Genomic DNA, 26,143 nt, shown 5'->3' with positions numbered 1-26,143 from the left:
CTGTTCTTAAAAAACATAGAATTCATTTGTTGCATTTTTTATATTTTTTTTCACATATTAAATTTGAGGTGATGTATGTGAGTGTATCCGAATTACTTTGGCGAATAGGAATAACTTTTTTCATGTTGTTGATACTTACAAGAATTATGGGCCGAAAAGAAATAAGTCAAATGACTTTTTTTAATTTTGTATCAGCCATTTCGATTGGAACGATAGCAGGTTCAGTGGTTGTTAACAGTTCGATAAACTTTCGGAATGGGTTGATTACGTTAGTGTCTTGGACGGGAATAACGTTATTGCTAGGATATATAGATATAAAATCAAAAAAAGCACGAAAACTAATAGAAGGTGACCCTCTTATTGTAATTCGCAACGGGAAGATTCTTGAAAAGGCTATGAAAAAAGCAAGGTTAGATCTCGACGCCTTAAATGTAAAGCTAAGAGAAAAAAATGTGTTTGCTGTTGCGGAAGTTGATTATGCTATTTTTGAAATAGATGGAAAGCTTTCAGTTATGAAAAAAACTGCTCAACAACCTGCTACGAAAAATGATATAAACATGACAAGTTTAACTCCTAGCGTTGTTTCTATTCCGACAGAAGTTATTTCAGATGGAAATGTGAATCAAAATAATTTAGAGAAGTTGAATCTCAATCAAGGCTGGCTCATGCAGCAACTGGAACTAGCAGGTGTCGAATCAATTAACGATGTATTTTACGCAGAAGTACAAAAAGATGGTTCAGTATATTTCGATACATACTCTGATAAATTACACTAAGGGTCCGTAAATATACGGGCTTTTTCTTTATATAAGAAATTAGTGGGGGTTGAAAAACAGTAGATAGTACCATCAGGTGATAGTTTATTGCTTTGAATCATACTAAAATTAATAATCATAACAGTGTCCTTTTATTTTTTAAAAAAGGATATTAAAAAAAGAGGGGATATTATAACTACCGACGAGTTAATAAACAAGATTAATAGCTGTGTTGAAGCGTTAGACTTTGTATCCGCTAGAAAATACATTGAGGAAAATATAAGCATAGTCGAAAGTAATAAATATCTTCTAAAGAGAAATGCGAGAGATATCCTAAAGTTCTTAACACAACAAATAGAGTCTGGTTATCAGACACTGTCAAGAAAAGAATTAGCTACTCTTAACGCAATCAATACATATGCTTATAACTTTGATTTAAGAGGAATAAAGAACATTGTTAAAAATGAAAGTACCTTATTAATCCGTTCCGATATTGAAAGTTATTTAAATAGCGATGCTGTCACCATTTTAGCAGGCATGGGGGCTATTCGAAAAGCTTTGAACTAACTACATTCTTGCAAAAATTGATATTTGTCAAAAAACTCAAATTCATAGAATTTGAGTTTTTTTATTTTAGAAAATATATATGTGCTTAGGATGTTTTATGGTGTGTAATTAGAGAATGTAGGGAATGCAGAGGACTATTAACTTATATGTATACCCGCAGTAGTAACGTGCTTCCAAGATTTTTATAAGGTAAATAGAAGGAGGGACTGTCATAATAAGGATATGAATTATTAAGCTTATTTAAGGCTCGAAATAACTAGTTTCTGGATATTTTATGGGTAATATTGTATTATTAAATAGAACTACAAAATTCGACAAGAGTAGACACAGTAAAGGATAATGATAATAAAGGGGATAAAACAACTATCATTATCCTATTAACATAGTGTTTATGCGGTTTTATAAAAGGATCCACTTGTGATGAAAGGAGGGAGCTTTATATGAAAAAGGTTATTGTAACAGGTGGTTCAGGTTTTATCGGAAGTCATATATTAGAGGAACTCCAACAGCAGGGGTATGAATCGTACAATATAGATATTAAAAAACCTACTTATATAAAGGATAATTTCATACAATGCGATGTAAGATCCGAGACTGACGTGTTAGAAATATTTGCCGAAATTGATCCTGACTATGTTATTCACCTCGCAGCCCAAACATCAGTCCCTTATTCGATGAAAAATGCTACAGATGATGCGATAAACAATATAATAGGAACTGTAAATGTTTTGGAAGCTTGTAAGGCGATGAATGTAAAAAAGATAATTTTTGCATCTACAGCAGCCGTTTACGGTGACCCTGATTCACTACCTATTAAAGAAGAGAGTCCATTACGTCCTCTATCACCTTATGGCCAATCTAAGAAGACAGCAGAAGAGTATATACGTTTATACAGAGAATTGTATGGTTTGAAATATGTTATTTTGCGTTTTGGTAATGTGTTCGGACCACGACAAAAGCATGGTGGAGAAGCTGGGGTTATTTCTATTTTTATGAACCAAATCATACAAAACCATCCTATTGAGGTGTATGGCTCAGGAAATCAAACTCGAGACTTCATATATGTAAAAGATATTGTTAAAGCGAATTTGGTTGCTTTAAAAAATGATGAGTCAGATACCTTCAATATTAGTAGCGAAACTCAAATGAAGATAAATGATATTATCTCAGATATAGAACATGTAGTTAATAAGAAGCTTCATGTCACATATAAAGATCGTAGACTTGGTGACATTGAACACAATGTTCTATCTACTGATAAAGCAAAAAATCAATTGAAATGGAAGCCACTTTACTCTTTTAAAGAAGGGCTATCAGACTATTACCATTACTTAATGAAAGAGATGCAAGTTCATGCGTAACTATACAACATACTCTCAACAAAAAAAATGGATTATATTTATTGAACTATTTGTGGTGATAACCTCTTTGTTCGTTCTTGTCATATTTAATATTATCCCACAAATATATCTACCATATTTACTATATACAACCGTGACACTGTTCGGAATTCGTTACGGTCTATTGTATGGAATTATAAGTATTATAGGAACGGGATGTATTTATGTTTTAGATTTACTAATAAATGGATACGACCTTATATTAGTACTATATCAACAGGACCTTGTATTACCATTTATTTTCTTAACAGTGTTAGGTGTGGTTACTGGTTTGTATCGCACGAGTCTTAATGAAAGATATGAAGATCTCCTATATCAAAACTATGAGGTAGATGATGAAAGGAAGGAAATTGCGGAGACTCTCCATTCGTTTAGACATGCAAATGCACAGTTGAAAAAAAGAGTGCTTGAATCGGAGAATAATTTGGCCACCATTTATTCTATGACTCAAATGTTAAAAAAAGGTCAATCAGAAAAAGTATTAGATGAAGCAGCAGAAATTATAAGAAGTCAATATGGTGCAGAGGCATTTGGTATATATCACGTTGACCAATCAGAAAAGGTATTGCGAATGAAAATTAATATGGCTATCGGAAAAGAAACGATGCCAAACTCCATTTTCTTTGAAAATGCACCGCGGATGTTTCATAGAGTACTAGAAGACAAGCGAATCTTCTTTAAAAATTTCGAGGAAAGTGAAGAAGACAAAGCCCCACTCATCGCTGCACCTATTATCATTGACCACAAGGTTAAGTATGTATTAGTAATAAAAAAAGTGGATTTTTATCGCATGACGCAAGAAGGTCTTGAAGTGTTAAAGTGGATTTTACAATTCATTACGGATCCATTAACGAATACGATGAAGCGTGAGAAAGAAGAAAAAAATTCCGTATTAGTAGAAGGGACATCTTTCTACACAATGGAGTACTTTCAAGAAATTCTTGATATAGAAGTAGAACGTTACAAGTTAACGCAGCAGCCATATACGACATTTAGATTTAAAATGAAAAAACTAACTCCTGAAGCAATGGCTTTTATTAATAAATACTTAGCTGAAGAATTAAGAGAAATTGATGTTATAGGTTTTGATTCTGTACGTTCAAGACTGTACTTTTTATTACCTGGTACAGATCCGAGCCATGCAGAATCCATTAAGAAACGAATTATTAAATCGATTTCTGCTAAGGAGCAGGCGTATGAGTTTTAATACATCAATTCTACTAATATATGTATGTTATGTGGGAATTGTGTTTCTCTTGGGACGTTTAATAAAGAAGAAAACAGATGAACAATATAAAGGAGTAATAGAATGGTTGATCATAATATCTATTGTTTTTCCGGTAATAGGTATTTTGTTTAGTTTAATTGTTTATCTCTTTACTCAACGTACAAGTGAAAAGAATTTAGTAGATTATAGAGAGTACCTAAATTTTGACGTGACATCTTATGAAGCAATGCGAGAGGAAGCAATGGAATCTGTTGAGGTTTTACCTATAACAATGAGTATTCAAAGTGACAATGACCACGTGACAAAAGCTTTTATCACAAAGCATCTAGAGCTGTTAGATCAACGGCATGGTATGTACTTAAAAAAAGCTATTAAAAGCTCTCAATCAGAGCTTTCGCACTATGCATCCACCACATTAAATTTATTAAAAGATAGACATCAAAAAAGGATATCCATTATTCAACAGTCTATTCCTAACCATTCGATTGAGTATTATCGGGAGCTTTCCCGTGCCTATCGTGCATATTGGAATAGTGATTTATTAGAGCAACAAGATGAAACAGAGATTTTACTCTCGCATCAACAATTATTATTTGATATGATGCAGCATTTCCCTAATGACGAGGAGTGCTATAAAGACTTGGCAAGTGTCTACCAGCGTCTTAATTTAAAAACCGAAAAGATGCAAGATTTCTATAAAAAATGTATAGAACTATTTCCGAATTGTACTTATTTCTATGAATCTCTAATAGCAGAGCTAATAGAGCATGATCAATGGTCAGGTGCGGAGGTATATTTGAAAAAATTGAGAAATAACAACTTGCTTTCTCAAACATCTGAACCATTTCAAAAGGTTGTGAAATTTCTATGGGTTCCATAAATAAGAAATTAAACTGGACAGTTGTATTTATTGTTATAGCAGCTGTGACTTTTATAGTTCTTACGCAATTAATTCGTTTTCATCCAAATCTACTATCATCTAAAGTGACAGTAACAAGTCAACATGTTGGGATAGTATCTGGTGTAAATACAGATGTTGAAAACACAACATCGCCCATGTTTTATTTAGTAAGGCCTGAGAATCAGGAAAATCATCAATTTAATAATTTTAAGTATGCACTACAATACGCAAAGCTACCTTATAAGATCATTGAGCCAGATGAAATTCAATCACTTACTCCCACTGCCTACACAGTACTAGTTACATCTGACGAGGCCGCTAGCAACCGCCTATCTTTAGAAGAAGTTACAGCATTTGTAGAGAACGGTGGGAAGCTCTATGTAGGGAAACGATTTTATAGTCCAAAGTGGAACGAACTAGTGGGAATTCAAGGTATATATTCATTTACAGACAAACATACAGATAAATTTGGTAACATATATGGACTTACCATTTTAAATAGTCGAATAAGTAGCTTTTTTCCAGAGACAGACTATCATGCGGAAAACATGGTGAATAATAGTCTTAATCTTGAACTTAATGATAATGCAGAGCTTCATATTAAGACAGAGGATATCCCATTGTATTGGACACATTCCTTTCATAAAGGAATGGTTGGCTATTGGAATGGAACTTGGCTAGGCACAAAACAAGCAAGAGGCCTATTTCTTCAGACGATTCTTGAAATGCTACCGTTAAAGGTAAATGCAATGGCGGGTATTAAAACAGTATTTATTGATGACTTCCCCGCACCGTTTCCACAAAATTGGAAAGAAGAAGTAGCAGAATATTATCTTAAAGAATACAATATGCAGCCGCCGACCTTCTTTCAAAAAATATGGTGGGAAGATATGAAGTTGATTGCTCGTGAGCAAGACTTACTATACACCAATGTTATAATCGGTGATTATAGTGAATCATTAAATTTAACCGTAAACGAGATGGTCGCACGAAATAAAAAACAACTGCTGTACTACGCGAGAGATACTATTTTACGCGGAGATGAGCTAGGACTTCATGGATTTAATCATCAATCACTCGTAACCAATAAGGAAGAAATAGATAAAGAACTAGGCTATATTCCATGGAAGAGCAAGGAAGAAATGAAAAAGGGTATTTACGTAATGAATGCACTGCTTGAAGAGTATTATCCTTCATTGCAATATGAAGTATATGTCCCACCTTCTAACGTAATTGGACCTACTGGAATAAATGCTATATATGAAGCACTACCAAGCTTAAAGGTTATATCTGCTGTTTACGAAGGGGACCAATTAGGTGCTCTCGAACAGGAATTTGAATATGATGCAGAAAAACAAACAATCTTCCACTTCCCAAGACTTTCAAGTGGATATGTCCCGTCAGCGAATGAGCGTAATATGGCTATTGATGGTTTAGCGAACTTTGGTATGTTTAGTCATTTCGTCCATCCAGATGATTTAACTGATGAAGATCGTTCAGAAAACTACACACGGCCCTGGAAGGACATGAAAGCAGGATTTCAAAGTTTTTTAAGTAGCATAAATACTAAATATCCTGTGCTTGAGCCGTATACTGCTTCTGAGGCTGCAGACTATATGAAAGCTTATGTACAAGGGAGCCTTACTATTGAATACGGAGAAGACAGTATTGTTGTTAGCGGAGAAAACATGCCAACGCCAGTAAACCTATCTGTTCAATTAGCTGAGAACGAAACTATTGCAATAGACGAAACTAGTGACGTAACGGTGTATCAAACTAACTCGGATTTACCGATTTATCAAATTAAAACGACAAAGCTTCCTGTCGTTATACCGATTGCTTCATTAAATTAGGGAGTGAAGTAACATGAAGATAGGCATAGTATGTGAAGGAAGCTACCCTTTTGTCAGTGGAGGTGTATCAAGCTGGGTACACGGGCTCATGAAAGGTATGCCAGACCTTGAGTTTATTATTCTATCAATTATTCCGCCGAGTCAAAGACGAGACTATCAATACGAACTCCCTGATAATGTGTCAAATGTAAGAGTATTTCCCATTCATATAGGGGGCGAATCAAAAAAAAAGAAAAAGTTTAAACGTAAACTAACCGACGATGAACTACAATTATTGTTTTCTTTTTTTCAAATGCATAGTACCTCTCGAGAAGTCTTACAGCTTATTCACGAAATAGCGTCTGAACATGATATTGAAGCGTTTTTTGACAGTCGCTATTTTTGGGACATCGTAAAAAAATGTAGCGAAACCCAAAATGTTCATAATTTTATTGAATTTTTCTATATGTTTAAAGGGATGTATATGCCGATTTTTACACTTTTAAAAAATGAATTACCAGAGCTCGATATCGTTCATTCGGTATCTACAGGATATGCAGGGATTTTAGCATCCACCATTGCGTCGCAACAGAGCATTCCCTTTATTTTAACCGAACACGGTATTTACACAAGAGAGCGCGAAGAAGAGATATTACTAAGTGAATGGATCCCGTCTAGCTTTAAACAAAGATGGATTGATTACTTTCATCATATCGGCGCTATTTCTTATGATCACGCAGATAACATTGTTAGTTTGTTTGAACGAAACAGTCAAATTCAAAAGGAAAAGGGTGCGAGCTCTAACAAGCTTAGGATTATTCCTAACGGCGTAATACCACCAACACCCATAACATATCGTGGGAAAAAAGAAGATTATTTTCATATTGGTTCGATTGTTCGAGTTGTGCCAATAAAAGACATTAAGACCATGTTATATGCAGCAAGAGAGTTAAAGAATAGAAGCGTTGCGTTTAAATGGTCTATTTTAGGCCCGATGGATGAGGACAAAGAGTATGCGTGGGAATGCATGAGGTTACTCGAGCAATTCGGATTACAAGACTATGTTACTTTTCTTGGAAAAGTCCACGTGCCAGACTATCTCCCGTTATTTGATGTTGTTGTATTAAGTAGTTTGTCGGAAGGTCAGCCATTATCAATACTTGAGGCGTTCTCCTATGAAGTACCATGTGTGACGACAGATGTAGGAGGATGTAGAGAGCTTATTATCGGTAGACAAGACGACTCTTGTGGTACTGCTGGATTCATATTTTCTCCTACTGACGTCATAGAGTTAGTAGAAAATCTAATGATGCTAAAGGATAATGAGGAAATGCGAAAAACCAAGGGGGTAAATGGGCGGAATCGTGTGTTACAACATTACCAGCAAGAAGAAGTGATCCGTGCATATAGAGAGCTTTACGAAAGGGGGGAGAAGTAGTACATGGCCGGCATTGGATTTCAATTACAAAAACTCTTCAAGGAGGACTACTTTTCCTCCCGTTTTAAAGCGTATAGTATTTCACTCATTGTAACATCTGGACCTTGGTTAATTATTATCCTTGCTCTCTCCTTAACACAGAGGATCATTGGGAACATATCCGTATTTCCAGATGAAACAAAGGAACTGCTGACTATATCTTTGTCATATTGCTTTATTTTTTCGCAGCTTATTTTTAGTGTGCAGCATCTAACGTTAACAAGGTACTTAGCTGACCAGTTGTATGAGCTTAAATATGAACGGGTTATCCCCTCATATGTAGGTCTAACGAAAACCTCTTTATTACTTGCGGTTGTATTAGTAGCATTTTTTATGATGGTAGCAAAGTTGCCAGTGTACTTAGAACTTATTATCGTCGCTTTTTTTATGATTATGTTATTAATCTGGAATACGTTTATGTTTATTACAGCACTAAAAGATTATAAAATTGTGTCTATCGCTTTTTTAATTGGTGGCACTATTATTGTAATAGGCGAATTTCTTGTCGTATTTTTTAGTGACATAACATCATATTCCGTTTTTTTGGCAACTAGCATTTTTTATATTCCCTTTATTGTAGGAATGATGGTTACTCTTGCTATTTTGTTCGTGGTTCTTGTAAGGACTTTTTCTTACAAAGGAGATGAACGTGGACTCGATTATTTAACCTATATTGATTATTATCCTAAGTTTGTAATCATAGGAACTCTATATACGGCAGGGTTATGGATAGCGAACTTCGTCATTTGGTTTGGTGAAGGAGCCTCTGAACTCTATGATTTCTTTATATTCAACATGACGTATGATGTGCCCGTTTTCTGGTCATATTTAAGTATTGTACCGACACTTATGTTTTTCGTTATTTCAGTGGAAACGAGATTTTATGAACGGTACAGAAGTTTTTACGGGTATATCAATGAAGGTGGTAGTTTACAGCAAATTCAACGCTCTAAGGAGCGGATGATTCAAGTTTTAAAAGAAGAAATTCTTCGCTTACTTCGAAATCAGGGTGTTGTTACCTTCATGTGTATTATTGCGGCGAGTTGGATTGCATCGTTGTTACAAGCCGGACCAGAATTTGTGGCTATTTTCCGCCTGACACTTATTGGGGCTTACTTCAATGCTATGATTCTTGTGTTGCAACTGCTGCTTCTATACTTTGAAGATTTAAAAGGGGCCATGATCACTTCTATTGTATTTTTTGTAAGCATTTTAGTATTATCAATCGTATTATTACCATTAGGGATAAAAGGGTATGGATTAAGTTTTTCTATAGGTTCCATACTCGGCTTTGTATATGCCGCGTATCGTCTTAATTCATATATACAACAAGTAGACTACTTTGCTTTCACAAAAAAAGATAAGCAGCAGTCTATTAAAATTTTTGGTCCACTAGTAAAGAGAGTATACGAAGACTAATTTAGCAACAGTCTAGAAAAATTAAGGATTTGCATATATAATAGAAGTAATAAGAACTATCATTCTGACTATTAAATAACAAACGTAGTGGGGTGGTGAAGGGCAAACCTATTGAAAAATAGGGACGCAAAGGCATGGGTCGTCGATACATTAGTATACCGATTGCCAGCCTGCTAACCTCCCATCCCCTGCTAACTATTAGGAGGGGTTTTTGTGTTTTCTAAAAAAGTCGTAATAATGCTCACTACATTACTCATGCTCTTATCTACCGTGCATATGGGAGTGCAAGCAATGCAAACTCATCCTTTACAAGACATTCAAACGTATAAGGTATATTATGATGAGCCAACCAAAAGAGTTATAAAGCAAATGAACAGATATGACGTTGTAATTGTAGAGCCTCTATATTACACAAAGGAGCTTGTGGATGAAATCCAATCACAAGGTGTAAAGCTTTATGCATATGTTTCCGTTATGGAATCAGATTCATGGAACAATAATCGTATGAGTAAAATAGAAGAGACTGATTATTTTTATAAAAATGGTGAGAAGGTTCATTTTGAAAAATGGGACTCTTATTTAATGGATTTATCATCTGAACATTATCAAGATGTACTGTTTAATGAAGTAAATGAACAAGTTATAGAGAAGGGCTTTACTGGTATTTTCTTTGATACAGCTGGCGATATCGATGATCAGTTTTATTACACAGACCAAATCGAATATGTAAAGCAAGCAGAGAGTTATGTGCAGCTATTAGAACGTGTGACAGAGCAATTTGAAGACGTATCTATTATTCAAAATTGGGGTATTCACTTATTTAGAGAATATAGTCACCAATATGTCGATGCCATTATGTGGGAAGGATTTGATTCTCAGGTTGTATCAAAAGACCAATGGTCATTAGACCGAATTCAAGAGTTAAAAGAGTTACAGAAGACACACGATTTCCAAGTGCTAACTTTGTCTTTTAATAATGGAAAGCAAAGTAAAAAGTTTTCAAACAGTAATCAATTTATTCATTATCATGAGAAAAACCATTTTAATAAGTGGTAAAGTAAATAATTACAAAAAGTTCTCCTAATTGTACGGAGAACTTTTTTATGTTAAAGGCTTTTTTTTAGATAGGAATACCGTACTATGCTGTAGAGGATATTCACTTGAATGATACAGGGAATATGTCATAGCAATTAAAGTGGCGTGCTTACATTAGCAATATTGTAATCAAATAATTTGCCGTATCAATATTATAATAATTAATTGTAAGTTAAATCTTAAAAAATTTGTGGAAATTTGTCGATAATACCATTAGTATAGTGTTTATAGGAATAGAGTGCTATGTAAACAATTTAATAAAACGTACGTAAATGACAACAAAAGGGGATTAGAAGTATGTGGGGAATTAAACCGGCAAAGGGGAAAGAATGGTTACAGGATGTCAACAGTGTGCAAGTAACAATAAGTACGACATTGAGTGATAATATATCGTCAAAATTAAGAATGATTCGCTTTACTGAGGAAGACCTTAAGATAATCAAGAGTATACAACCTTTAGTTGAGGAAAACGTGGATGTTATTGTCGGAGAATTTTACAATACTATATTGGAAGTTAAAGAGTTAAAAAATATGATAGAAAAGTTTAGTAGTGTAGACCGTCTTCGTAACACGCTACGAGGTCATATGATTGGTCTATTCGCGGGGTGTATAGATCAAGCCTTTCTTGATAAAAGATTCAAGGTCGCAAGTGTTCACTACAGAATTGGATTGCTACCAGAGTGGTATATGGGAGCATTTCAAAACCTACAAAATAGTCTATTAGATATCGTGTTCAACAACGTGCAGGATAAAGAAGAGATTCGAAAAATTGTACAAGTAATAACTAAAATATTAAGCTTTGAACAACAAATCGTTTTAGAAGCTTATGAACTAGAAAATATTAGAATGCTACAAAATAAAAATGAAGAAGTAAAAGATGAGCTAAAAGGTAAAATTCTTGAGATAAGCTCAGAGCTCGTTGCATTAGCAGAACAAACAAATGCTTCTGTTGAAACCTTGGTGGCAAGTGGGTATGACGTGAAAGAGAAAGTAACGGATACTACGAGTCATACTAAACAAACACAGATTAAAGCGGAAAATGGTAGAAAGCAAATGAGTCAATTGATTGAAAATATTAAGCTAATTGCGCAGGATACAGAAGCTGTGAATCAACTTGTTATTCAATTAGAGCAATCGTCAGAAGAAATAGAAAAGGTTACGAAAATGGTTAAAGACATCGCAGAGCAAACAAATCTATTAGCATTGAACTCAGCTATTGAAGCAGCACGTGCTGGTGAGCATGGCAAAGGCTTTGCTGTTGTCTCAAATGAAGTTAAGAAATTAGCAGAACAAACTAAGCAATCAGTAACTGAGATACAAACAATTGTAACAGCATCAGCAAGCACGACAGAGCAAGTTATTAATTCTTTACAAAATGTGAAGCAAGCGGTAGGACATGGTATAGAAACATCACAATCAACAGATAAAACATTTGAAGAAATTGTATTATCAATGGACCAAAACACGTCGGCTATTTTACAAATTGATAATAAAGTGAGTGAATTAGTAGAAATTATTAAAGAAATTGGATTAGCAACAAATGGGGTAGCACAATCCGCAGAACATTTAAATGAAGCAGCTAAAGGAGCTTAAGCATTCTAGTTTTGAAAGGTCTTTATTGATTGTAATTGTTAGTGTAATATTTATAAGTGGACTAGCTATATAATTAAGAACTGAACACTAATAATATACGGAGAATCAATATGGTAAAGTTTAATAAACATCAAAGTCTTATTTTAATTATTTTTATAGTGGTTATAGCTCTAGAAGTGGTTGACTTAGCTAGGGCGTTTCGTAACAGTATGTATGTTACGTCTTTTATACATGTTTCTATTATACTTGGTACATTTGTTATGCTAGTTCTATTACTAAGAGCCAACGATTCAACTGAAAAAGAACTTCGAAAAAGTAATCAAAAGCTAAATAATATATTTGATTCACTAGATGTCGCGATTTGGTCACATGATTTAAAAACAGGTGAGCTTCTCATAACACCAGGGATACAAAAACTATATGGTTACAGCTTTGACGAGTTTTATAAAGATTTGACATTGTGGAAACAAGTGATACATCCAGATGATGTATCTGTTTTAAAAGATAGAGAACAGGTTGTGAATGCAGGGTTACCTTGTACAAGCGTGTATCGAATTATTAGACGAGATGGAAATATTCGCTGGATTCAGGATAGAGGAATTCCAACGCTTGATACACAAGGACAGATGGTTTATTTTACAAGCGTATTGTTTGATATAACTGAACGTAAAGAGAGTGAAGATCGCTACCGTAGTTTAGTGGAAATGTCACCAGATATAATAGCAGTCATCAGCAACGAAACGATTGATTACATCAATGAAGGCGGTAGTAAGTTATTTGGTGCCAACAACCCTACAGAACTAATAAACACTAACATTTCAATTTTTGCTTCTCGGAAAGACATTGAAATAGTTAGGGGAAAACTTAGAGGCGGTATAAATGATGCAGATTTAAATCATTACGAACTTACAATTAATCGTCTTGATGGCAAGTTGGTAGATTTAGAAGTATCTATTATGCCAATCATGTATGAAGGAAGATCAGCCGTCCAATTAGTTGGTAGAGATATAACATCTCGAAAAAAAACAGAAAAAATAATTCATGAGATGGCTTATTATGATGGCTTAACAGGTGCCCCGAATCGGAACATGTTTAGGCAGCATTTAAAAAACGCATTTTTAAAAGTGCCTAACGCGTCATTTGCTATCTTATTCCTTGACCTTGACCGTTTTAAAGTAATTAACGACACAAAAGGACATACAATAGGTGATGCCTTATTAAAGCAAGTAGCCACTCGCCTTAAAAATATAGTTCAGCATAAAGGTGTCGTATACAGGCAAGGTGGAGATGAATTTATTATTCTGTTAGAAGATATTAATAAAGAAGATGTACGCAAAATTTCTAATCGTATTATACAGAATTTTACGAGTCCAGTAGTATTGGATGGACATGAATTCTTTGTTACAGCTAGTATTGGTATTAGCATGTATCCCATTGACGGTGATAATCAAGAAAGATTATTAATGCGTGCGGATGCTGCTATGTATATTGCTAAAGAAAAAGGAAAAAACAATTATCAATTCTATAATAGTGAATTAGACGAAGTCACCACTAAAAAAATGGAACTTGAGAATGGATTAAGAAGAGCTATTGAACTTGATCAATTAACTCTCAATTATCAACCTAAAATTCATTTGGAAACTGGGGAAATTTTAGGAGTGGAAGCATTAATTCGTTGGAACCATCCTGTGCTAGGCAGAATTTCACCAGCTGAGTTTATTCCGTTGGCAGAAGAAACCGGTTTAATAGTACCTATTGGGAAATGGGTTTTAACAAAGGCTTGTGAGCAAAGTAAAAAATGGGAAGAAGAAGGAGTAGGGACGATACCTATTGCCGTCAATATTTCAGTAAGACAAATTCAAGACGACAAATTTGTTGAGGTAGTTCAAAGCATATTAAAGCAAGTTGAGGTTGACCCTGGGCGACTTGAGCTCGAGATAACAGAAAGTATCATGCAAAACTTTGAGAAATCAACAATAATTTTAAAGCAATTAAAGAAAATGGGAATTGTTATTTCAATAGATGATTTCGGAACAGGATATTCGTCATTAAGTATTTTGCGTAATCTTCTCATCGATAATATAAAAATTGATAAATCCTTTGTCGATGATATTATTGATCAATCAGATAATGGCTCAATCGTAAAAGCTATAATAGAAATGGGCCATAACCTGAACTTTAATATTATAGCGGAAGGAATAGAGACGGAAGAACAAGTAAAGTTTCTTGTGAAAAACTCATGTTTAATTGGTCAGGGATATTACTTTAGTAAACCACTTGCGGCTGAGCAGCTAGAGAAACTGTTATTAGAAAAAGTTCAAGCTTCTCAATGTTAACTTTCAAAATGTAATTAATAATTATGTGCTTGTGATAGAAAAGCTCAATGTCATCCACATTGGGCTTTTTTCTATCTCTATTTTTAAAGTATGTGGCACGGAATGAATCTACTATCCTTCTCCAACGCCGAGCAGTTTATCTTCCTTAAAAATGCTGCGAATAAGTTGATTTAAAATAATATATTCGCATTTATTTATGTGCTTTTTCCTCCTCACTTTTACTATAGTGTAGCAAGATTTGTTCACAATACACAATTTCTACATAAATCGACTCTTTTTTCAAAATCTTTTTTCATGTAAGATAAATAGTAATATATGAATTTACTTTACAAATCATATAAATGGAGGCTCCTTATGAAAAAGGCAAAAAAGAACAAACAATCATTGCAACGACAAATTTTATTACCATTTTTATCTCTGTTTATTTTATCAGGTGTTGGGTTATCAGTAGTAGCATTTCAATACACAGTTCAGATCACAACGGATGAATTAACTACGAGTATGCAAGGTGATATTGTTCAACTCAACAACACCTTAGACATCTTATTCAATTCACTAGAAGGAACAATTCGTCAAGAATCAACAAGCGTTGACTTGAGAAAAGCGAAGTATCAAAAAAGTCCGATACTCAACAAATTTAAAGAAATTACTGATTCAAATCCTAGAATAAAAAATATATACTTTGGTACATCCGACGGTGAAATGATTCTATACCCTACACAAGATCTTCCAAGTGATTTTGATCCAAGAGTGCGACCTTGGTATGAAAAAGCAAAGGCAAATCCGAATGAAGTCGTTTGGACGGATCCTTATATCGATTCGGCTTCAAAAAAGTTCACCGTTAGTATAACGAAGGCGATTAGTAATGTGGGTGTATTATCATTAGATATAACGCAGGATTCCATTTCAGATTTAGTGGGAAATGTGAAGATTGGACAAACTGGATATGCAGCTATACTAGATCAAAATGGTGTTTTTTTATCACATCCAATTGAAGACTTAATCGGCACATCAGCAGTGGAAGAACAATTCTACAAGAAAATGATGGAAAGCGAACAGCGTAGTTCAATAGATTACGAATATAAGGGAGAAGAAAAAATCTTAACGTATGCGATTAATGAAGCAACCGGTTGGAAAATTCTTGGCACAGTTAATAAGTCAGAGCTAGAGCAAAAAGGCCAACAAATTATTGTGCCGATTGGAATTGCATTAGTATTAGTAATTATTTTGTCTGTTCTAGTTTCTTTAATTGTTACAAAGCGTATTACAAAGCCTCTTCACAAGCTTCAAGAAACAATGAGGGAAGTGGAGAGTGGAAATCTGACAGCAGAAGTAGCGATAATCCGAGAAGATGAAATAGGAGAGCTTGCGCAAAGCTTTAATACGATGATATTGCAAATGCGTACCATCATGGAAAAGGTTGCTCATATATCAGTTAGTGTAACAGATGTCGCACAAACGTTAGTAGCAAGTGCTGAAGAAAATACAGCTGCATCTAATGAAGTGGCAAGAACAATGCAGCAAATTGCAAGTGGTGCATCAGATCAAACAGAACTAATGGAACAAGCTAATACAGTCGTGCACAATGTTTCCCATCAAACATCAACGATAGGACAGCAGACTCAGGAAATGTCAGTAGAAGCAGATAATATGATCCAAGTATCGAATGTAGGATTGCAAACAGTAAATACGTTACAAGGGCATTTTACTCAAACAAAAACGCTTGCTGGAGAAATGGAACAGGCTGTACAGTCGTTAGATCAGCGTTCAAAATCAATTAATGAAATTGTGACACGCATTGCGGAAATTGCTGGGCAAACAAATCTATTGGCTTTAAACGCTGCCATTGAGGCGGCTCGTGCAGGCGAACACGGAAAAGGCTTTGCCGTTGTCGCCAGTGAAGTACGTAAGTTAGCTGAGCAAACTGAGTATTCATTACAAGACATTACTTCTCTTGTGAGTCAGATGCAGTCTGAAACAACGAGAACCGTTACACTCATTACAGAAACAACGGATTATTTAGATGTGCAAGGACAAGCAGTAGGGGAAACGGAACAGGCATTTATCACTATATCAAATGCGGTAGAGGGTAGCCAGAAAGCTATTCAGTCTATTGTGAATTCTGTTCAAACTATGTTACAGCAAACTGACTCTTTAGTGTCACATACTGAAAAGATCACATCAATTAGTCAGGAAACAGCTGCTGGAACAGAAGAAGTGTCAGCATCTATTGAAGAAACAACGGCTTCTATGGAACAGCTAAACAAGCTTGCAGAAGAGCTAGACAGTTATTCAGTAGAACTGAAAAAAGAACTGGAAAAATTTGAGATTTAATTATATGTGTCACCCTCTCTGGTAAGAGAGGGTGTTATTTAAAATATAATAAAGAAAAACTTTCTGTTGTCGACTGGTGAATTTTTATTAGCTAGTTATTGATAAACTGATGAAGAGTTATACGTTCTTGTTCAGAAACAATATAATAATAGATATCATTAATATATTGACTCTTCCCATCAACTTGTGTGGTCAATATATTGTTTCGGTAATCTTTAAAGTTCATATAAAGAAAGGTCATATCTTGTTGTGTGATATTTGTTGTTAAGTTATTACCTACTGTACGTAAGATTTCATTCATTTTAGTGATAGATGAAAATGATACCATTTTGACTGCCATTGCTTTGATGACTTTCTTTTGTCGATCATTTCTACCTAAATCCCCCTTAGGGTCTAGGTACCTCATTCTGACGTAACGTAATGCTTGCTTTCCATCTAATGTAATGTCTCCTTTTTTAAATACATAGTCTTCGTCCTCCCATTCGAGTTCATTATTAATCGTAATACCTTCTAATGAATCAATTAACTGATAAAAACCCTCCATATTAATTTTAATGTAATAATCTATTGGGGTTTCAAGAAAAGCCTCTACTGTTTTGATTGTCGTATTCGTTGACCCATAAGCATAGGCATGATTTATTTTGTCTTCGAAGTCTTTGCCAATAATTTTAACACGAGTGTCTCTAGGGATATTAAACATACGAATGGATTGATCGCTAGGATGGATGGATGTGAAAATTAGCACATCAGATCGTCCATAATCTCCTTCACGTTCATCAATACCAATAATTAAGATGCGAATAGGAGTTTGATTTTGTTGGTGTGCTTTTTCTGCATAAAGCATCTCTTTATTAAAAGGAAAATTACTCCTCCCACTTACGGTGTTAGGATGAATTGGCTCATATATTTGTTCAAAGGTATCTACTACTTGGTAATATATATAGTAAACATAGCCAAATGAAGCTAGACATATTGTGAAAAGGACAATAGTGCAAATAATTATCCACTTTTTCAATATTGTTTTCACACCCTTATATGGGAATTGTCATGAATTTTGTCTAATATTCCAATTCAAAAGAAGAGATGCGTAAGTGTGGTAGTCTAAGTACTCTTTTTCATACATATTCATAAATATGTCTGAAAATTCTTTAAATTGGGTGATTACAATGAAAAAAACAATTTTAATTCTTGATGCTGATTTACGTTCAACCTTGTCTATTATTAGAGCAATTGGGATCTCAAATCGTTTTACCATATATACCGCTGGACCAAGTAAATTAGATTTCTGTAAATATAGTCGTTATACAGAAAGGTCCTTTTATTATCATTGCCCTAAGAAAAGTACTCTTCTATTTATTGAAAGTCTAAAGCACATTGTGAATAAAATACGACCTGACTATATCTTTCCTTGTAGTGATGTGACACTATATCCTATTTATTGCTCGAAATATTATGAAGAAATTAAGGACCGACTTATGGCTCCAAACAAAGAGGTATATATGCTTACTTTTGATAAAAAGCGTATGAATGATTTTGTAGAATCCTTCGATGTTAAAACAATAGGAGCACCGAAACGACAAGAGAAACTTGTTATAAAGCCTCGCCAGTCGAGATATATAGTCAACAATCAACTAATCACAGGTTTTCGAAGGATTATTAACAGTCCTGCTGATAGGGAGATTATTCTTAAAGAGATGAAGCAATTTGATGAAGACCCCTTGCAACAAGAGTATATAGAAGGACGTGGTTATGGAATCTTTGCAGCAGCTAAAGATGGAGTGGTTTTTTCAATATTTGCACATGAACGTATTAGAGAAGTGCCTCCTAGTGGTGGGGTAAGTTCCATGCGTAAATCTATACCAGCGCATCCCTTGTTACTTAATTCTGCTAAAAAAATAATTAATCAGCTCAAATGGACTGGTGTGTTGATGATTGAATTTAAAGGAATTAGTGAAGAAGATGCTTTTTTTATGGAAGTGAATGGGCGACCATGGGGCTCTATGGACTTAGCTGTTGCATCTGGTGTGAATTTTCCTAAAATGATGTGTGATATATTTATTGATCAGTTGAGTATAGAGCAACTTTCAGAACAATACGGAAGTAGCTATCAAATTGATGTGTATTCTAGGTGGATATTAGGTGATTTTAGTTATATTTTTCATATTTTAAGAAGTAATATTTCATTTAATGAGAAAGCAAAATGCGTTACATCTGTTTTATGGCAAAAACATTCTCATGTAACATACGATACATTTCAAGTAAAGGATCCTCTACCGTTTTTAGTTGAGTGTGCACAAATGTTATTTAAGTTTAAGCTTAAGCTTAAATTGATGAAGGGCAAACCAGGAAAAAACACTGTAACTGATAAAGCTTAGTGCACCAGCAACACTAATTAGTATAATGGCCCCCATTGCGTCAATGTCTTTTAAATTTGCATACCATAATGAACCAGAAATCAATAATATGCGGATTAATTCACGTATGACTTGTAAACCTTGCCTTTCTAAAACTATAAGAATTGGTGAAAAAGGGACAGAAATAAATTGAAAGAAGTACATCAACGATAGTATTGATACATATATACCCGTATCAGCCCATTTTTCTCCAAAAATAAAAGGAAAGGCAGAGGGGGCAGACAAAGCGATAACAATCATTATAGGGGATATGATGTAGAACATATTCTTCATCGTTTTAAACACTAATTTTTTAATTTTATTAGGATTAGAATGCAATAAATGAGAGGTTTCAGCTAACATAACATTATCAATAGAAGTACCAATAAGATTTAACGGCACGCTCAATATTCTTTGCACTAGAACATAACTACCTCCAACAGCAGGACCATAAAAAAAAATTAATAAAAGGGTTGGAAGTTCGGTAGAAATTTGCCTAGTTAATGCGGATATGCTTGACAACAAGGGGAACTTTTTATATCTAGTTGCCAATGTCATGATATGGGGCAAAGTAACTTTTTTAAATAATGATAAATCCTGCTTTACCGAGTTAACAAATAACCGACTACTCCCTGTCATTCGTCCAAGAGCATCTCCGACTAACAATGAAATAGGTCCTACAAAAAGCAGACCGCCCATAACTTGTGAGCTTACCATTATAAAGCTCTGTGTTACCTTGGTCTTTGCGATGCTTGAATACTGCTCCTTTCTCATAGCCCATTTACTCATTATTTCATATGTGCCAATGCCAAGCAGGCTAACAGGTAATAAAAATAAGTATTGGGAAAAACTCAAGATATCAAATAGTAGGCTGAGCTTTTCCCCTATAAAAAAAATAATTATTCCAACTATCAAGGTTGATATTACAAGAATAACGAATGACAACAGTGTCAATGCAGAGGCATCGAGCGTATCTTTTGGTAAAGTAATAGTTTTGTCATATTGAAGGGAAGAAAGTCTGACGAGAATAGCTAGAAGTGAAACATATATACCTAACAAACCAAAATCTTCAGGGGAGTATATACGAGTCAAAAGGGGAGATGCTGCAATAATGATGATTTGTCCCGATGCTGTGCCAGTTGTAAGAGTTGCAACATGCCTTAAAAATGTAGATTTCTCCATATATTTGTTAATCATATTCCACACTGATGTCATGTTATATATCACCTTCTAATTTTTCCGATTATAAATCATTCAGGACTAGTTCATATTATGTTTTAAAAGTTGATATTAGTACATGACGAACTTCTATTTATCCCCTTTTTGCATATTAATAAGATTTTTCTAATAAACTAGTAAAAATGGGTGAAGGGAAACATAGTGTATGATGGAAAGTTTCACGAGAGGTCAGTATGAAAAATACATCATTCTCTTTCTATTTTGGTTAACTTTTGCACTTAGTGGTTGGGTTACAATAGAGCCTGCTCCTTTTGATATTTTAATACTCATGGTGTTTGGATTAACATTCTTTTTTTCCATGTTTATATTTCGACCCCACTTTACACTACCGCTACTACTTCTTTGGTTTTATATTCTTCAAAACATTGTCTCCATGTATTTTATGGAGGATGAAATCACTGGTTTTTTTTACTTTTTTATTACCTTTTACCTTATTATGCTCTGGACTATGTTGATAAGTATTATCTCATCTGATCACGATCAGATAATACAAAGTATTGTGTATGGGTATGTCACAGCTGGGATCGTTTCAGCATTGCTTGGTCTTACGGCCTATTTTAACGTTCTGCCTTCAGCAGAGATATTTTTGTATTTGGGTAGAATCAAGGGGTTATTTAAGGATCCAAATGTGTTTGGTCCTTTTCTCATTCCAGTGGTTTTATTTTCATTAATGTACTTTGAATCTTCCATTCGCAAAAGAACAAAAATTATATGGCTGGCATCCTTTTTAATTACTACCAGTGCCGTTTTTCTTAGTTTCTCAAGAGCTGCTTGGATTAACTATTTTATTTCATGTACACTATTTTTTGTTCTATGGATTGTATTAAGTCCGAAAAAGAGAACTTTTAAAAAACGAATCAACATATTGGTGATATTGTCCATTATGTCTTTGACAGTGCTAATCATTTTGATAAATATCCCACCGATTCAAAGTATGTTTGAAACACGCTTTGGCATGCAACATTACGATAGTAGTCGTTTTTCCACACAATTTAAAGTCCTGAGTACGTTAAGAGAATATCCATTTGGGAGCGGTCCAGGACAATCCGAATTCATTTCTAATTATTCACCGCACAGTCTATATGTCCGTGTACTTGGTGAGAGTGGCATAATGGGTTTTATCTCGTTTGTTTCTTTTTTAATTATTACGTGGATTAGGTCAATATACGCGTCTATTCAGACTAAATCACCCTTGTACATCATATGCACTTCCACTCTGTTAGGTCTGTATGTTAACAGTATTGTAATTGATACATTACACTGGCGTCATTTTTGGGTTTTACTCGCGCTACCATGGATTTATCAAAAAAAAACTGAAAAAACTTTGGGGTGAATGAAGTGAAACAGAGAGTTTTATTGGTAGCTACCGTGTATACACATTTAGCAAACTTTCATAAACCAACGATAAAGCTTTTGCAAGACAAAGGCTTCGAAGTTCATGCAGCAGCAAACGACAATGAAGGAAGAAAAGACGAGATTGAAGAAATGGGGGTTGTTTGTCATACTATCCTTTTTTCACGCTCGCCGCTAAATATGAATAACATCTTAGCTATGAAGGGGCTTTCTGTTTTATTTAAAACCAATATATATAAAGTAATACATGTACATACTCCTATTGCTGCTTTTATTGTTAGGATGATATCCAGTTTTTACAAACAAGGGCCTGTGTTGTATACAGCACACGGATTTCATTTTCATAAGAACGCACCTCTTATCAATTGGCTTATTTATTATCCCGCTGAAAAGATTGCAAAAAGATGGACAGATGGTTTGATAGTTGTCAATGATGAAGATTTCACAATGGCGAAAAAAATGGGTTATGTCCCAAATAAAACACTTTTTTTAACACATGGAGTGGGAGTAAACCTTAACCTACACAAACAAAATGATGAATCTATCGGTAACATTCGTGAAGAATTAGCTATTCCCCAGGAGGATTTTGTTCTTGTGTGTGTTGCTGAATTTACTAAAAATAAAAATCATCGCTTCCTCTTACAAGCATGGCAGCGACTACTTCAAGTCTCTACTGATTGTCATCTTATTTTAGCTGGGAGCGGGAAATTCTATTCTAGGATGAAAACGTATACTCTTCAAAAAAAAATCAATAATGTGCATTTTCTCGGATTTAGACATGATGTGCAAGAGATATTAAAACACTCAGACGCTATTACTCTAGTTTCCAAAAGAGAGGGTTTACCGAAGTCTATTATGGAGGGGATGGTCCTAGGTCTTCCTGCTATTGTAACGAACATACGCGGGAGCAAAGATTTAATTACACATGAGGAAAATGGTTTTGTTGTAAACCTTGGTCATGTAGACGATTTGACGCACTTTATGAAACTTTTAATAGATAACAAACAGATAAGATCAAAAATGGGTCAATATTCTATAGGGAAAATCAAGACTTACTCTACAACTAACGTAATTAAAGAGTTGGAGAATATATATCAAAGGTTTAGGGTGATAAGGTGACATTTCTTATAAGAAAAGCTATTAAGCTTATATTACTGTTGCCCATTGGATTGTTGTTTCGTTTTTTTAAAAAACAAGAGCCGCAAGCAACCATCCTAATGTACCATCGAGTGAATGACGACATAAAAAAAGAACTATCCGTTTCAATAGAAAATTTCTTGTGGCAAATGAACTATTTAAAACGTCATCAGTATGAAGTGATCACAATGGATCTATTAATGAAGAGAGTAAAGGAAAAGAAACTGACAAATAAAACGATCGTATTAACATTTGATGATGGATACATGGATTACTTTGAAACTACATATCCAATTCTAAAAAAATTTAATTTTCCATCTATCCAATACCTTGTCCCAAGTTATATTGAAACAGATAAAATCTTTTGGTGGGATCAAGACCTCGGATCAAACCAACTTATGAATTGGTGTCAAATCGTCGAGATAAGTAAAAGTAGGCTTGTACAATTTGGAGCGCATACTGTAAATCATTTAGACCTTGATAGAATAGATGAGAAAATGCTCGGAAGTGAAATACTAGTTTGTAAACATATATTAGAAAATAGATTGAATATACCTGTTTATCATTTTTCATATCCTAGAGGTAGATATAACAATATGTCAGAGAATTATGTTAGAAACTTATATGCATCTGGTGTATCAATTTTTAAGGGGAAGCCAGTCACTAATAAATTAGCATCAACGGATTATGCAATTTTAAAAAGAGTCCCTATACAACGCTCAGATGGAAAAATACTATTTATTGCGCGCTTAAAGGGCTGGCTAGTTTTAGAAGAGTTTTTAAGAAGGCTACTTAATAAGTTGTGAATGATAGCAAAGTAGACATAAAAAATTAAGAAAGTGTCCCCTGAATTAGTTTGGGACACTTTTTAATTTAGGTGATATTAGTACAAACCTTTATGCTCTTTTTAATGCACGGCTTAATGGAAGAGGTTGATGGATAACGATTTCGTCTCCAAGCAGTACTTTTTCTGCATTGGTTTTAAAATAGGATGCAATAAGAGGGCCATATTTTTTTTCAACTAACTTATAGACCATTGGTAATGTAAACCCACGACGTTCCGTATTATGAGCATCAGAAGCTATAAGGTGTACTAAGTTGCTTTTTAAGAGTAATTGTGTACATTTAGCTAAACGTAATGATTTTTTAGTTAGTAGATTACTAGCAGAAATTTGAACTAAGGCGCCTCGTTGCACGAGATTATATAGTTTTTCAGGATGGCGCTGTATGTCTTTATTTCGTTCAGGGTGTGAAAGGATTGGTACAAATCCTTGTATTTGCATTTCATAAAAAAGTTGTTCGGTATAACTAGGAATAAGGTGGGGGGGGAGTTCAATTAATACATATTTACCAGTCTCATTTAGTGTTAAAATCGACTCATCTCTTTTTAAATCATCGAGTAATTCTGGATATAAAAGTACTTCCATGCCTGTATGCAATTGTAGTGAAACAGCATCTTGTTCAAGCCTGTTGTTAAACTGGTTAACTCTATCTCTAATTATAGTTACACTCGGTTCTATAAGTCCCTTTTTAAAATGTGGAGTGGCAATGACATTTGAAATTCCCATCGTAGTAGCCTGATTGGCCATAAGCAATGCTTGCTCATAATGACTAGGACCATCATCTAAATCCCATAGAATGTGATTATGAATATCAACAATTCTCATTTCATGCACCTCTATCGTTTAATAATAATAGGATGATTCTTGATTATTTTTCATTTTTTTATTGTTTAGAACAACACCAAGTAAATTTGCTTCTATTTCTTCGAATTTATCTAGCGATGTTCGCACAGCTTGTAGCTTAGTGGATTTTGCATTTATTACAAGAATACAGCCATCTGCGAGTGCAACTGTATAAATGGTGTCAGCAACAAAGAGAGGGGGACTATCAATAATAATCATGGTAAAACGTTCTTTTAATTCATGAAAAAAGGTTTGCAACTGTTCAGAATTTAATAGGTCTAATGGATTCGGTGGAACAGGACCGGCTGAAATTACGGATAAATTACGTGTAGGACTGGGTTGGATAATATCATTCAATAACATGTCACCATCAAGATAGCTTGTAACCCCACGCTGATTTGATAATTGAAAAAGATAGTGTCCTGAAGGTTTTCTTAAGTCCATATCTACATAAACAGTTTTTTTACCACTTTGGGCCAAAGATATCGCTAGGTTTGCACTTGTTAGTGATTTTCCTTCTGAAGGGTTAGGACTTGTGACCAAAAGTAACTGCTTATTCTTAAATGTAGGAATGAACTTTAGGCTAGCGCAAATATTTTGATAGTAACTATCGTAAAGACCTTTATTGTATGTATTTAGTAATTTGTTTTTGTAATCTAGCGTGGAAAATGTACTAATTCCAGGGTCCTGAGTAACATTCCTGTGCTTCATTTGTATAGAGGGAACTGTACCTAGTACAGGCACATGGAATATATTTCTAACTTTTTCTTCTGATTTTAAGGTGGTGTCTAAGACTTCTCTTAGAAAAACTACTCCTATTGAAAAAAACATACCTAAGAAAAAACTGACAGTCATATATAAAACAGGTTTAGGTTGGACTGGTTTAACTTGATTATTAAATTTTGCTGGAGTTAAGATATGAATATTATTTAACTCCATTAATCTCTGTACCTCTTTTTGGAAGACAGTAGAGACTTCGTTAACTAGACTTACAGCTTGCTCTTGACTTCGGTTCCTCACTATAATCGAAAATACTTGAGAATTCTCTGCACTCTCAATCTTTATTTGTTTTAACATAGCATCCACATCTATATCTAAATTAAGATTTTCTATCACAGGTTCTAATATGATGGGACTTTTAATTATGACTCGATATGTTTGAATAAGTTTTAAATTTGAATCAATATCACCTGGGGATACATCATTCACTTTACCTATGTCGTTCGATGTGACTAAAATATCACTTTTTGCTTCATAAAGTGGTGGAACGACATAATAACTAATTACAGCACTAGTAAAAACAAATGTTGTTGTTATTAGGATAAAGACCCACCAATTGCGGATTATGACCTGAAACATTTGTCTAATATCTAAAATCATCAATAAGACTCCTTTGCAA

Annotated in this window: 20 protein-coding genes, 2 pseudogenes and 1 riboswitch; of the genes and pseudogenes, 18 read left to right on the top strand and 4 right to left on the bottom strand. The window is 34.4% G+C overall.

Translation table 11 applies throughout. The features are described 5' to 3' along the window. Nucleotides 1–71 precede the first annotated feature (71 nt). The 14 genes and pseudogenes from EJF36_RS16465 to EJF36_RS22230 all read left to right on the top strand — a co-directional run bounded on the left by EJF36_RS16465 (nucleotide 72) and on the right by EJF36_RS22230 (nucleotide 16,937). Complete coding sequence (locus tag EJF36_RS16465) at nucleotides 72–776, top strand: DUF421 domain-containing protein (protein ID WP_312028270.1); 705 nt, start codon at nucleotides 72–74, stop codon at nucleotides 774–776. 123 nt (nucleotides 777–899) lie between these two features. Further along, complete coding sequence (locus EJF36_RS16460) at nucleotides 900–1,322, top strand: hypothetical protein (protein ID WP_260471922.1); 423 nt, start codon at nucleotides 900–902, stop codon at nucleotides 1,320–1,322. Nucleotides 1,323–1,762: 440 nt separating this feature from the next. After that, nucleotides 1,763–2,683 (top strand): NAD-dependent epimerase/dehydratase family protein, encoded by a 921-nt coding sequence (locus tag EJF36_RS16455; protein ID WP_125907336.1) that lies wholly within the window; start codon nucleotides 1,763–1,765, stop codon nucleotides 2,681–2,683. After that, nucleotides 2,676–3,929, top strand: coding sequence for a GAF domain-containing protein (locus tag EJF36_RS16450; RefSeq protein ID WP_125907335.1), 1,254 nt, complete (start codon nucleotides 2,676–2,678; stop codon nucleotides 3,927–3,929). Before EJF36_RS16455 ends, EJF36_RS16450 begins: the two co-directional genes overlap by 8 nt. Continuing rightward, nucleotides 3,919–4,830, top strand: a complete 912-nt coding sequence (locus EJF36_RS16445) for a tetratricopeptide repeat protein (RefSeq protein WP_125907334.1) — start codon at nucleotides 3,919–3,921, stop codon at nucleotides 4,828–4,830. The genes EJF36_RS16450 and EJF36_RS16445 overlap by 11 nt, the downstream gene beginning before the upstream one ends. Next, nucleotides 4,818–6,704, top strand: a complete 1,887-nt coding sequence (locus tag EJF36_RS16440; RefSeq protein WP_125907333.1) for a DUF2194 domain-containing protein — start codon at nucleotides 4,818–4,820, stop codon at nucleotides 6,702–6,704. Before EJF36_RS16445 ends, EJF36_RS16440 begins: the two co-directional genes overlap by 13 nt. A gap of 13 nt (nucleotides 6,705–6,717) precedes the next feature. Beyond that, entirely contained in the window at nucleotides 6,718–8,121 is a 1,404-nt protein-coding gene (gene pelF, locus EJF36_RS16435; protein WP_125907332.1) for a GT4 family glycosyltransferase PelF, read from the top strand. Nucleotides 8,122–8,124: 3 nt separating this feature from the next. Next, on the top strand, nucleotides 8,125–9,579 hold the full coding sequence (gene pelG / locus EJF36_RS16430) for an exopolysaccharide Pel transporter PelG (RefSeq protein WP_125907331.1): 1,455 nt from the start codon (nucleotides 8,125–8,127) through the stop codon (nucleotides 9,577–9,579). A gap of 91 nt (nucleotides 9,580–9,670) precedes the next feature. Further along, nucleotides 9,671–9,757: riboswitch (cyclic di-GMP riboswitch) on the top strand. Nucleotides 9,758–9,792: 35 nt separating this feature from the next. After that, the gene (locus tag EJF36_RS16425; protein WP_125907330.1) at nucleotides 9,793–10,635 is read left to right on the top strand and encodes a putative glycoside hydrolase; all 843 of its coding nucleotides are present in this window, start codon (nucleotides 9,793–9,795) and stop codon (nucleotides 10,633–10,635) included. A 336-nt stretch (nucleotides 10,636–10,971) separates the two neighbouring features. Next, nucleotides 10,972–11,502: pseudogene (locus EJF36_RS22245) on the top strand (protoglobin domain-containing protein); the annotation flags it as partial. 18 nt (nucleotides 11,503–11,520) lie between these two features. Then, the gene (locus EJF36_RS22240) at nucleotides 11,521–12,267 is read left to right on the top strand and encodes a methyl-accepting chemotaxis protein (RefSeq protein ID WP_395940642.1); all 747 of its coding nucleotides are present in this window, start codon (nucleotides 11,521–11,523) and stop codon (nucleotides 12,265–12,267) included. A gap of 110 nt (nucleotides 12,268–12,377) precedes the next feature. After that, the gene (locus tag EJF36_RS16415) at nucleotides 12,378–14,603 is read left to right on the top strand and encodes a bifunctional diguanylate cyclase/phosphodiesterase (protein WP_125907328.1); all 2,226 of its coding nucleotides are present in this window, start codon (nucleotides 12,378–12,380) and stop codon (nucleotides 14,601–14,603) included. 315 nt (nucleotides 14,604–14,918) lie between these two features. Continuing rightward, nucleotides 14,919–15,995 (top strand): annotated as a pseudogene (locus tag EJF36_RS22235) (HAMP domain-containing protein); the annotation flags it as partial. Next, the gene (locus tag EJF36_RS22230) at nucleotides 15,990–16,937 is read left to right on the top strand and encodes a methyl-accepting chemotaxis protein (RefSeq protein WP_395940641.1); all 948 of its coding nucleotides are present in this window, start codon (nucleotides 15,990–15,992) and stop codon (nucleotides 16,935–16,937) included. The pseudogene EJF36_RS22235 and the gene EJF36_RS22230, both read left to right, overlap by 6 nt. A 91-nt stretch (nucleotides 16,938–17,028) precedes the next feature. Here the strand turns inward: EJF36_RS22230 and EJF36_RS16405 are convergent, their stop codons facing one another. Then, nucleotides 17,029–17,952, bottom strand: a complete 924-nt coding sequence (locus EJF36_RS16405; protein ID WP_260471921.1) for an LCP family glycopolymer transferase — start codon at nucleotides 17,950–17,952, stop codon at nucleotides 17,029–17,031. A gap of 151 nt (nucleotides 17,953–18,103) precedes the next feature. On the opposite strand from EJF36_RS16405, the gene EJF36_RS16400 reads away from it, so the two are divergent. Next, nucleotides 18,104–19,312: a carboxylate--amine ligase gene (locus tag EJF36_RS16400; protein WP_125907325.1), complete on the top strand. Its 1,209-nt coding sequence runs from the start codon at nucleotides 18,104–18,106 to the stop codon at nucleotides 19,310–19,312. On the opposite strand, the gene EJF36_RS16395 is transcribed toward EJF36_RS16400, so the two are convergent. Next, the gene (locus EJF36_RS16395; RefSeq protein ID WP_125907324.1) at nucleotides 19,238–20,545 is read right to left on the bottom strand and encodes a lipopolysaccharide biosynthesis protein; all 1,308 of its coding nucleotides are present in this window, start codon (nucleotides 20,543–20,545) and stop codon (nucleotides 19,238–19,240) included. The two genes, EJF36_RS16400 and EJF36_RS16395, sit on opposite strands and share 75 nt — an antisense overlap. A 169-nt stretch (nucleotides 20,546–20,714) precedes the next feature. On the opposite strand from EJF36_RS16395, the gene EJF36_RS16390 reads away from it, so the two are divergent. From EJF36_RS16390 to EJF36_RS16380, 3 genes are read left to right on the top strand one after another with little or no spacing between them, the layout of a single operon-like run. Continuing rightward, nucleotides 20,715–21,902 (top strand): O-antigen ligase family protein, encoded by a 1,188-nt coding sequence (locus EJF36_RS16390; RefSeq protein ID WP_125907323.1) that lies wholly within the window; start codon nucleotides 20,715–20,717, stop codon nucleotides 21,900–21,902. A 5-nt stretch (nucleotides 21,903–21,907) separates the two neighbouring features. After that, nucleotides 21,908–23,041, top strand: a complete 1,134-nt coding sequence (locus EJF36_RS16385) for a glycosyltransferase family 4 protein (protein ID WP_260471920.1) — start codon at nucleotides 21,908–21,910, stop codon at nucleotides 23,039–23,041. Then, on the top strand, nucleotides 23,038–23,865 hold the full coding sequence (locus tag EJF36_RS16380) for a polysaccharide deacetylase family protein (protein WP_125907321.1): 828 nt from the start codon (nucleotides 23,038–23,040) through the stop codon (nucleotides 23,863–23,865). Before EJF36_RS16385 ends, EJF36_RS16380 begins: the two co-directional genes overlap by 4 nt. Nucleotides 23,866–23,955: 90 nt before the next feature. Here the strand turns inward: EJF36_RS16380 and EJF36_RS16375 are convergent, their stop codons facing one another. Next, on the bottom strand, nucleotides 23,956–24,726 hold the full coding sequence (locus EJF36_RS16375) for a tyrosine-protein phosphatase (protein WP_125907320.1): 771 nt from the start codon (nucleotides 24,724–24,726) through the stop codon (nucleotides 23,956–23,958). Nucleotides 24,727–24,744: 18 nt separating this feature from the next. Continuing rightward, entirely contained in the window at nucleotides 24,745–26,124 is a 1,380-nt protein-coding gene (locus EJF36_RS16370; RefSeq protein WP_125907319.1) for a tyrosine-protein kinase domain-containing protein, read from the bottom strand. Nucleotides 26,125–26,143 lie beyond the last annotated feature (19 nt).

It is taken from the genome of Bacillus sp. HMF5848 (genome assembly GCF_003944835.1).
Classification (GTDB): Bacteria; Bacillota; Bacilli; order Bacillales; family HMF5848; genus HMF5848.
The sequence above is the reverse complement of the archived record's forward strand: the minus strand, read 5'-3'. Positions and strand labels throughout refer to the sequence as shown.

Excerpts from the sequence above, each read along its gene's own strand:
- EJF36_RS16465 (WP_312028270.1), top strand. The coding sequence starts at position 72 with ATGTATGTGAGTGTATCCGAATTACTTTGGCGAATAGGAATAACTTTT.
- EJF36_RS16455 (WP_125907336.1), top strand. The coding sequence starts at position 1,763 with ATGAAAAAGGTTATTGTAACAGGTGGTTCAGGTTTTATCGGAAGTCAT.
- EJF36_RS16450 (WP_125907335.1), top strand. The coding sequence starts at position 2,676 with ATGCGTAACTATACAACATACTCTCAACAAAAAAAATGGATTATATTT.
- EJF36_RS16445 (WP_125907334.1), top strand. The coding sequence starts at position 3,919 with ATGAGTTTTAATACATCAATTCTACTAATATATGTATGTTATGTGGGA.
- EJF36_RS16440 (WP_125907333.1), top strand. The coding sequence starts at position 4,818 with ATGGGTTCCATAAATAAGAAATTAAACTGGACAGTTGTATTTATTGTT.
- pelF (WP_125907332.1), top strand. The coding sequence starts at position 6,718 with ATGAAGATAGGCATAGTATGTGAAGGAAGCTACCCTTTTGTCAGTGGA.
- pelG (WP_125907331.1), top strand. The coding sequence starts at position 8,125 with ATGGCCGGCATTGGATTTCAATTACAAAAACTCTTCAAGGAGGACTAC.
- EJF36_RS22240 (WP_395940642.1), top strand. The coding sequence starts at position 11,521 with ATGCTACAAAATAAAAATGAAGAAGTAAAAGATGAGCTAAAAGGTAAA.
- EJF36_RS16415 (WP_125907328.1), top strand. The coding sequence starts at position 12,378 with ATGGTAAAGTTTAATAAACATCAAAGTCTTATTTTAATTATTTTTATA.
- EJF36_RS22230 (WP_395940641.1), top strand. The coding sequence starts at position 15,990 with ATGATATTGCAAATGCGTACCATCATGGAAAAGGTTGCTCATATATCA.
- EJF36_RS16400 (WP_125907325.1), top strand. The coding sequence starts at position 18,104 with ATGAAAAAAACAATTTTAATTCTTGATGCTGATTTACGTTCAACCTTG.
- EJF36_RS16395 (WP_125907324.1), bottom strand. The coding sequence starts at position 20,545 with ATGACATCAGTGTGGAATATGATTAACAAATATATGGAGAAATCTACA.
- EJF36_RS16390 (WP_125907323.1), top strand. The coding sequence starts at position 20,715 with ATGATGGAAAGTTTCACGAGAGGTCAGTATGAAAAATACATCATTCTC.
- EJF36_RS16375 (WP_125907320.1), bottom strand. The coding sequence starts at position 24,726 with ATGAGAATTGTTGATATTCATAATCACATTCTATGGGATTTAGATGAT.
- EJF36_RS16370 (WP_125907319.1), bottom strand. The coding sequence starts at position 26,124 with ATGATTTTAGATATTAGACAAATGTTTCAGGTCATAATCCGCAATTGG.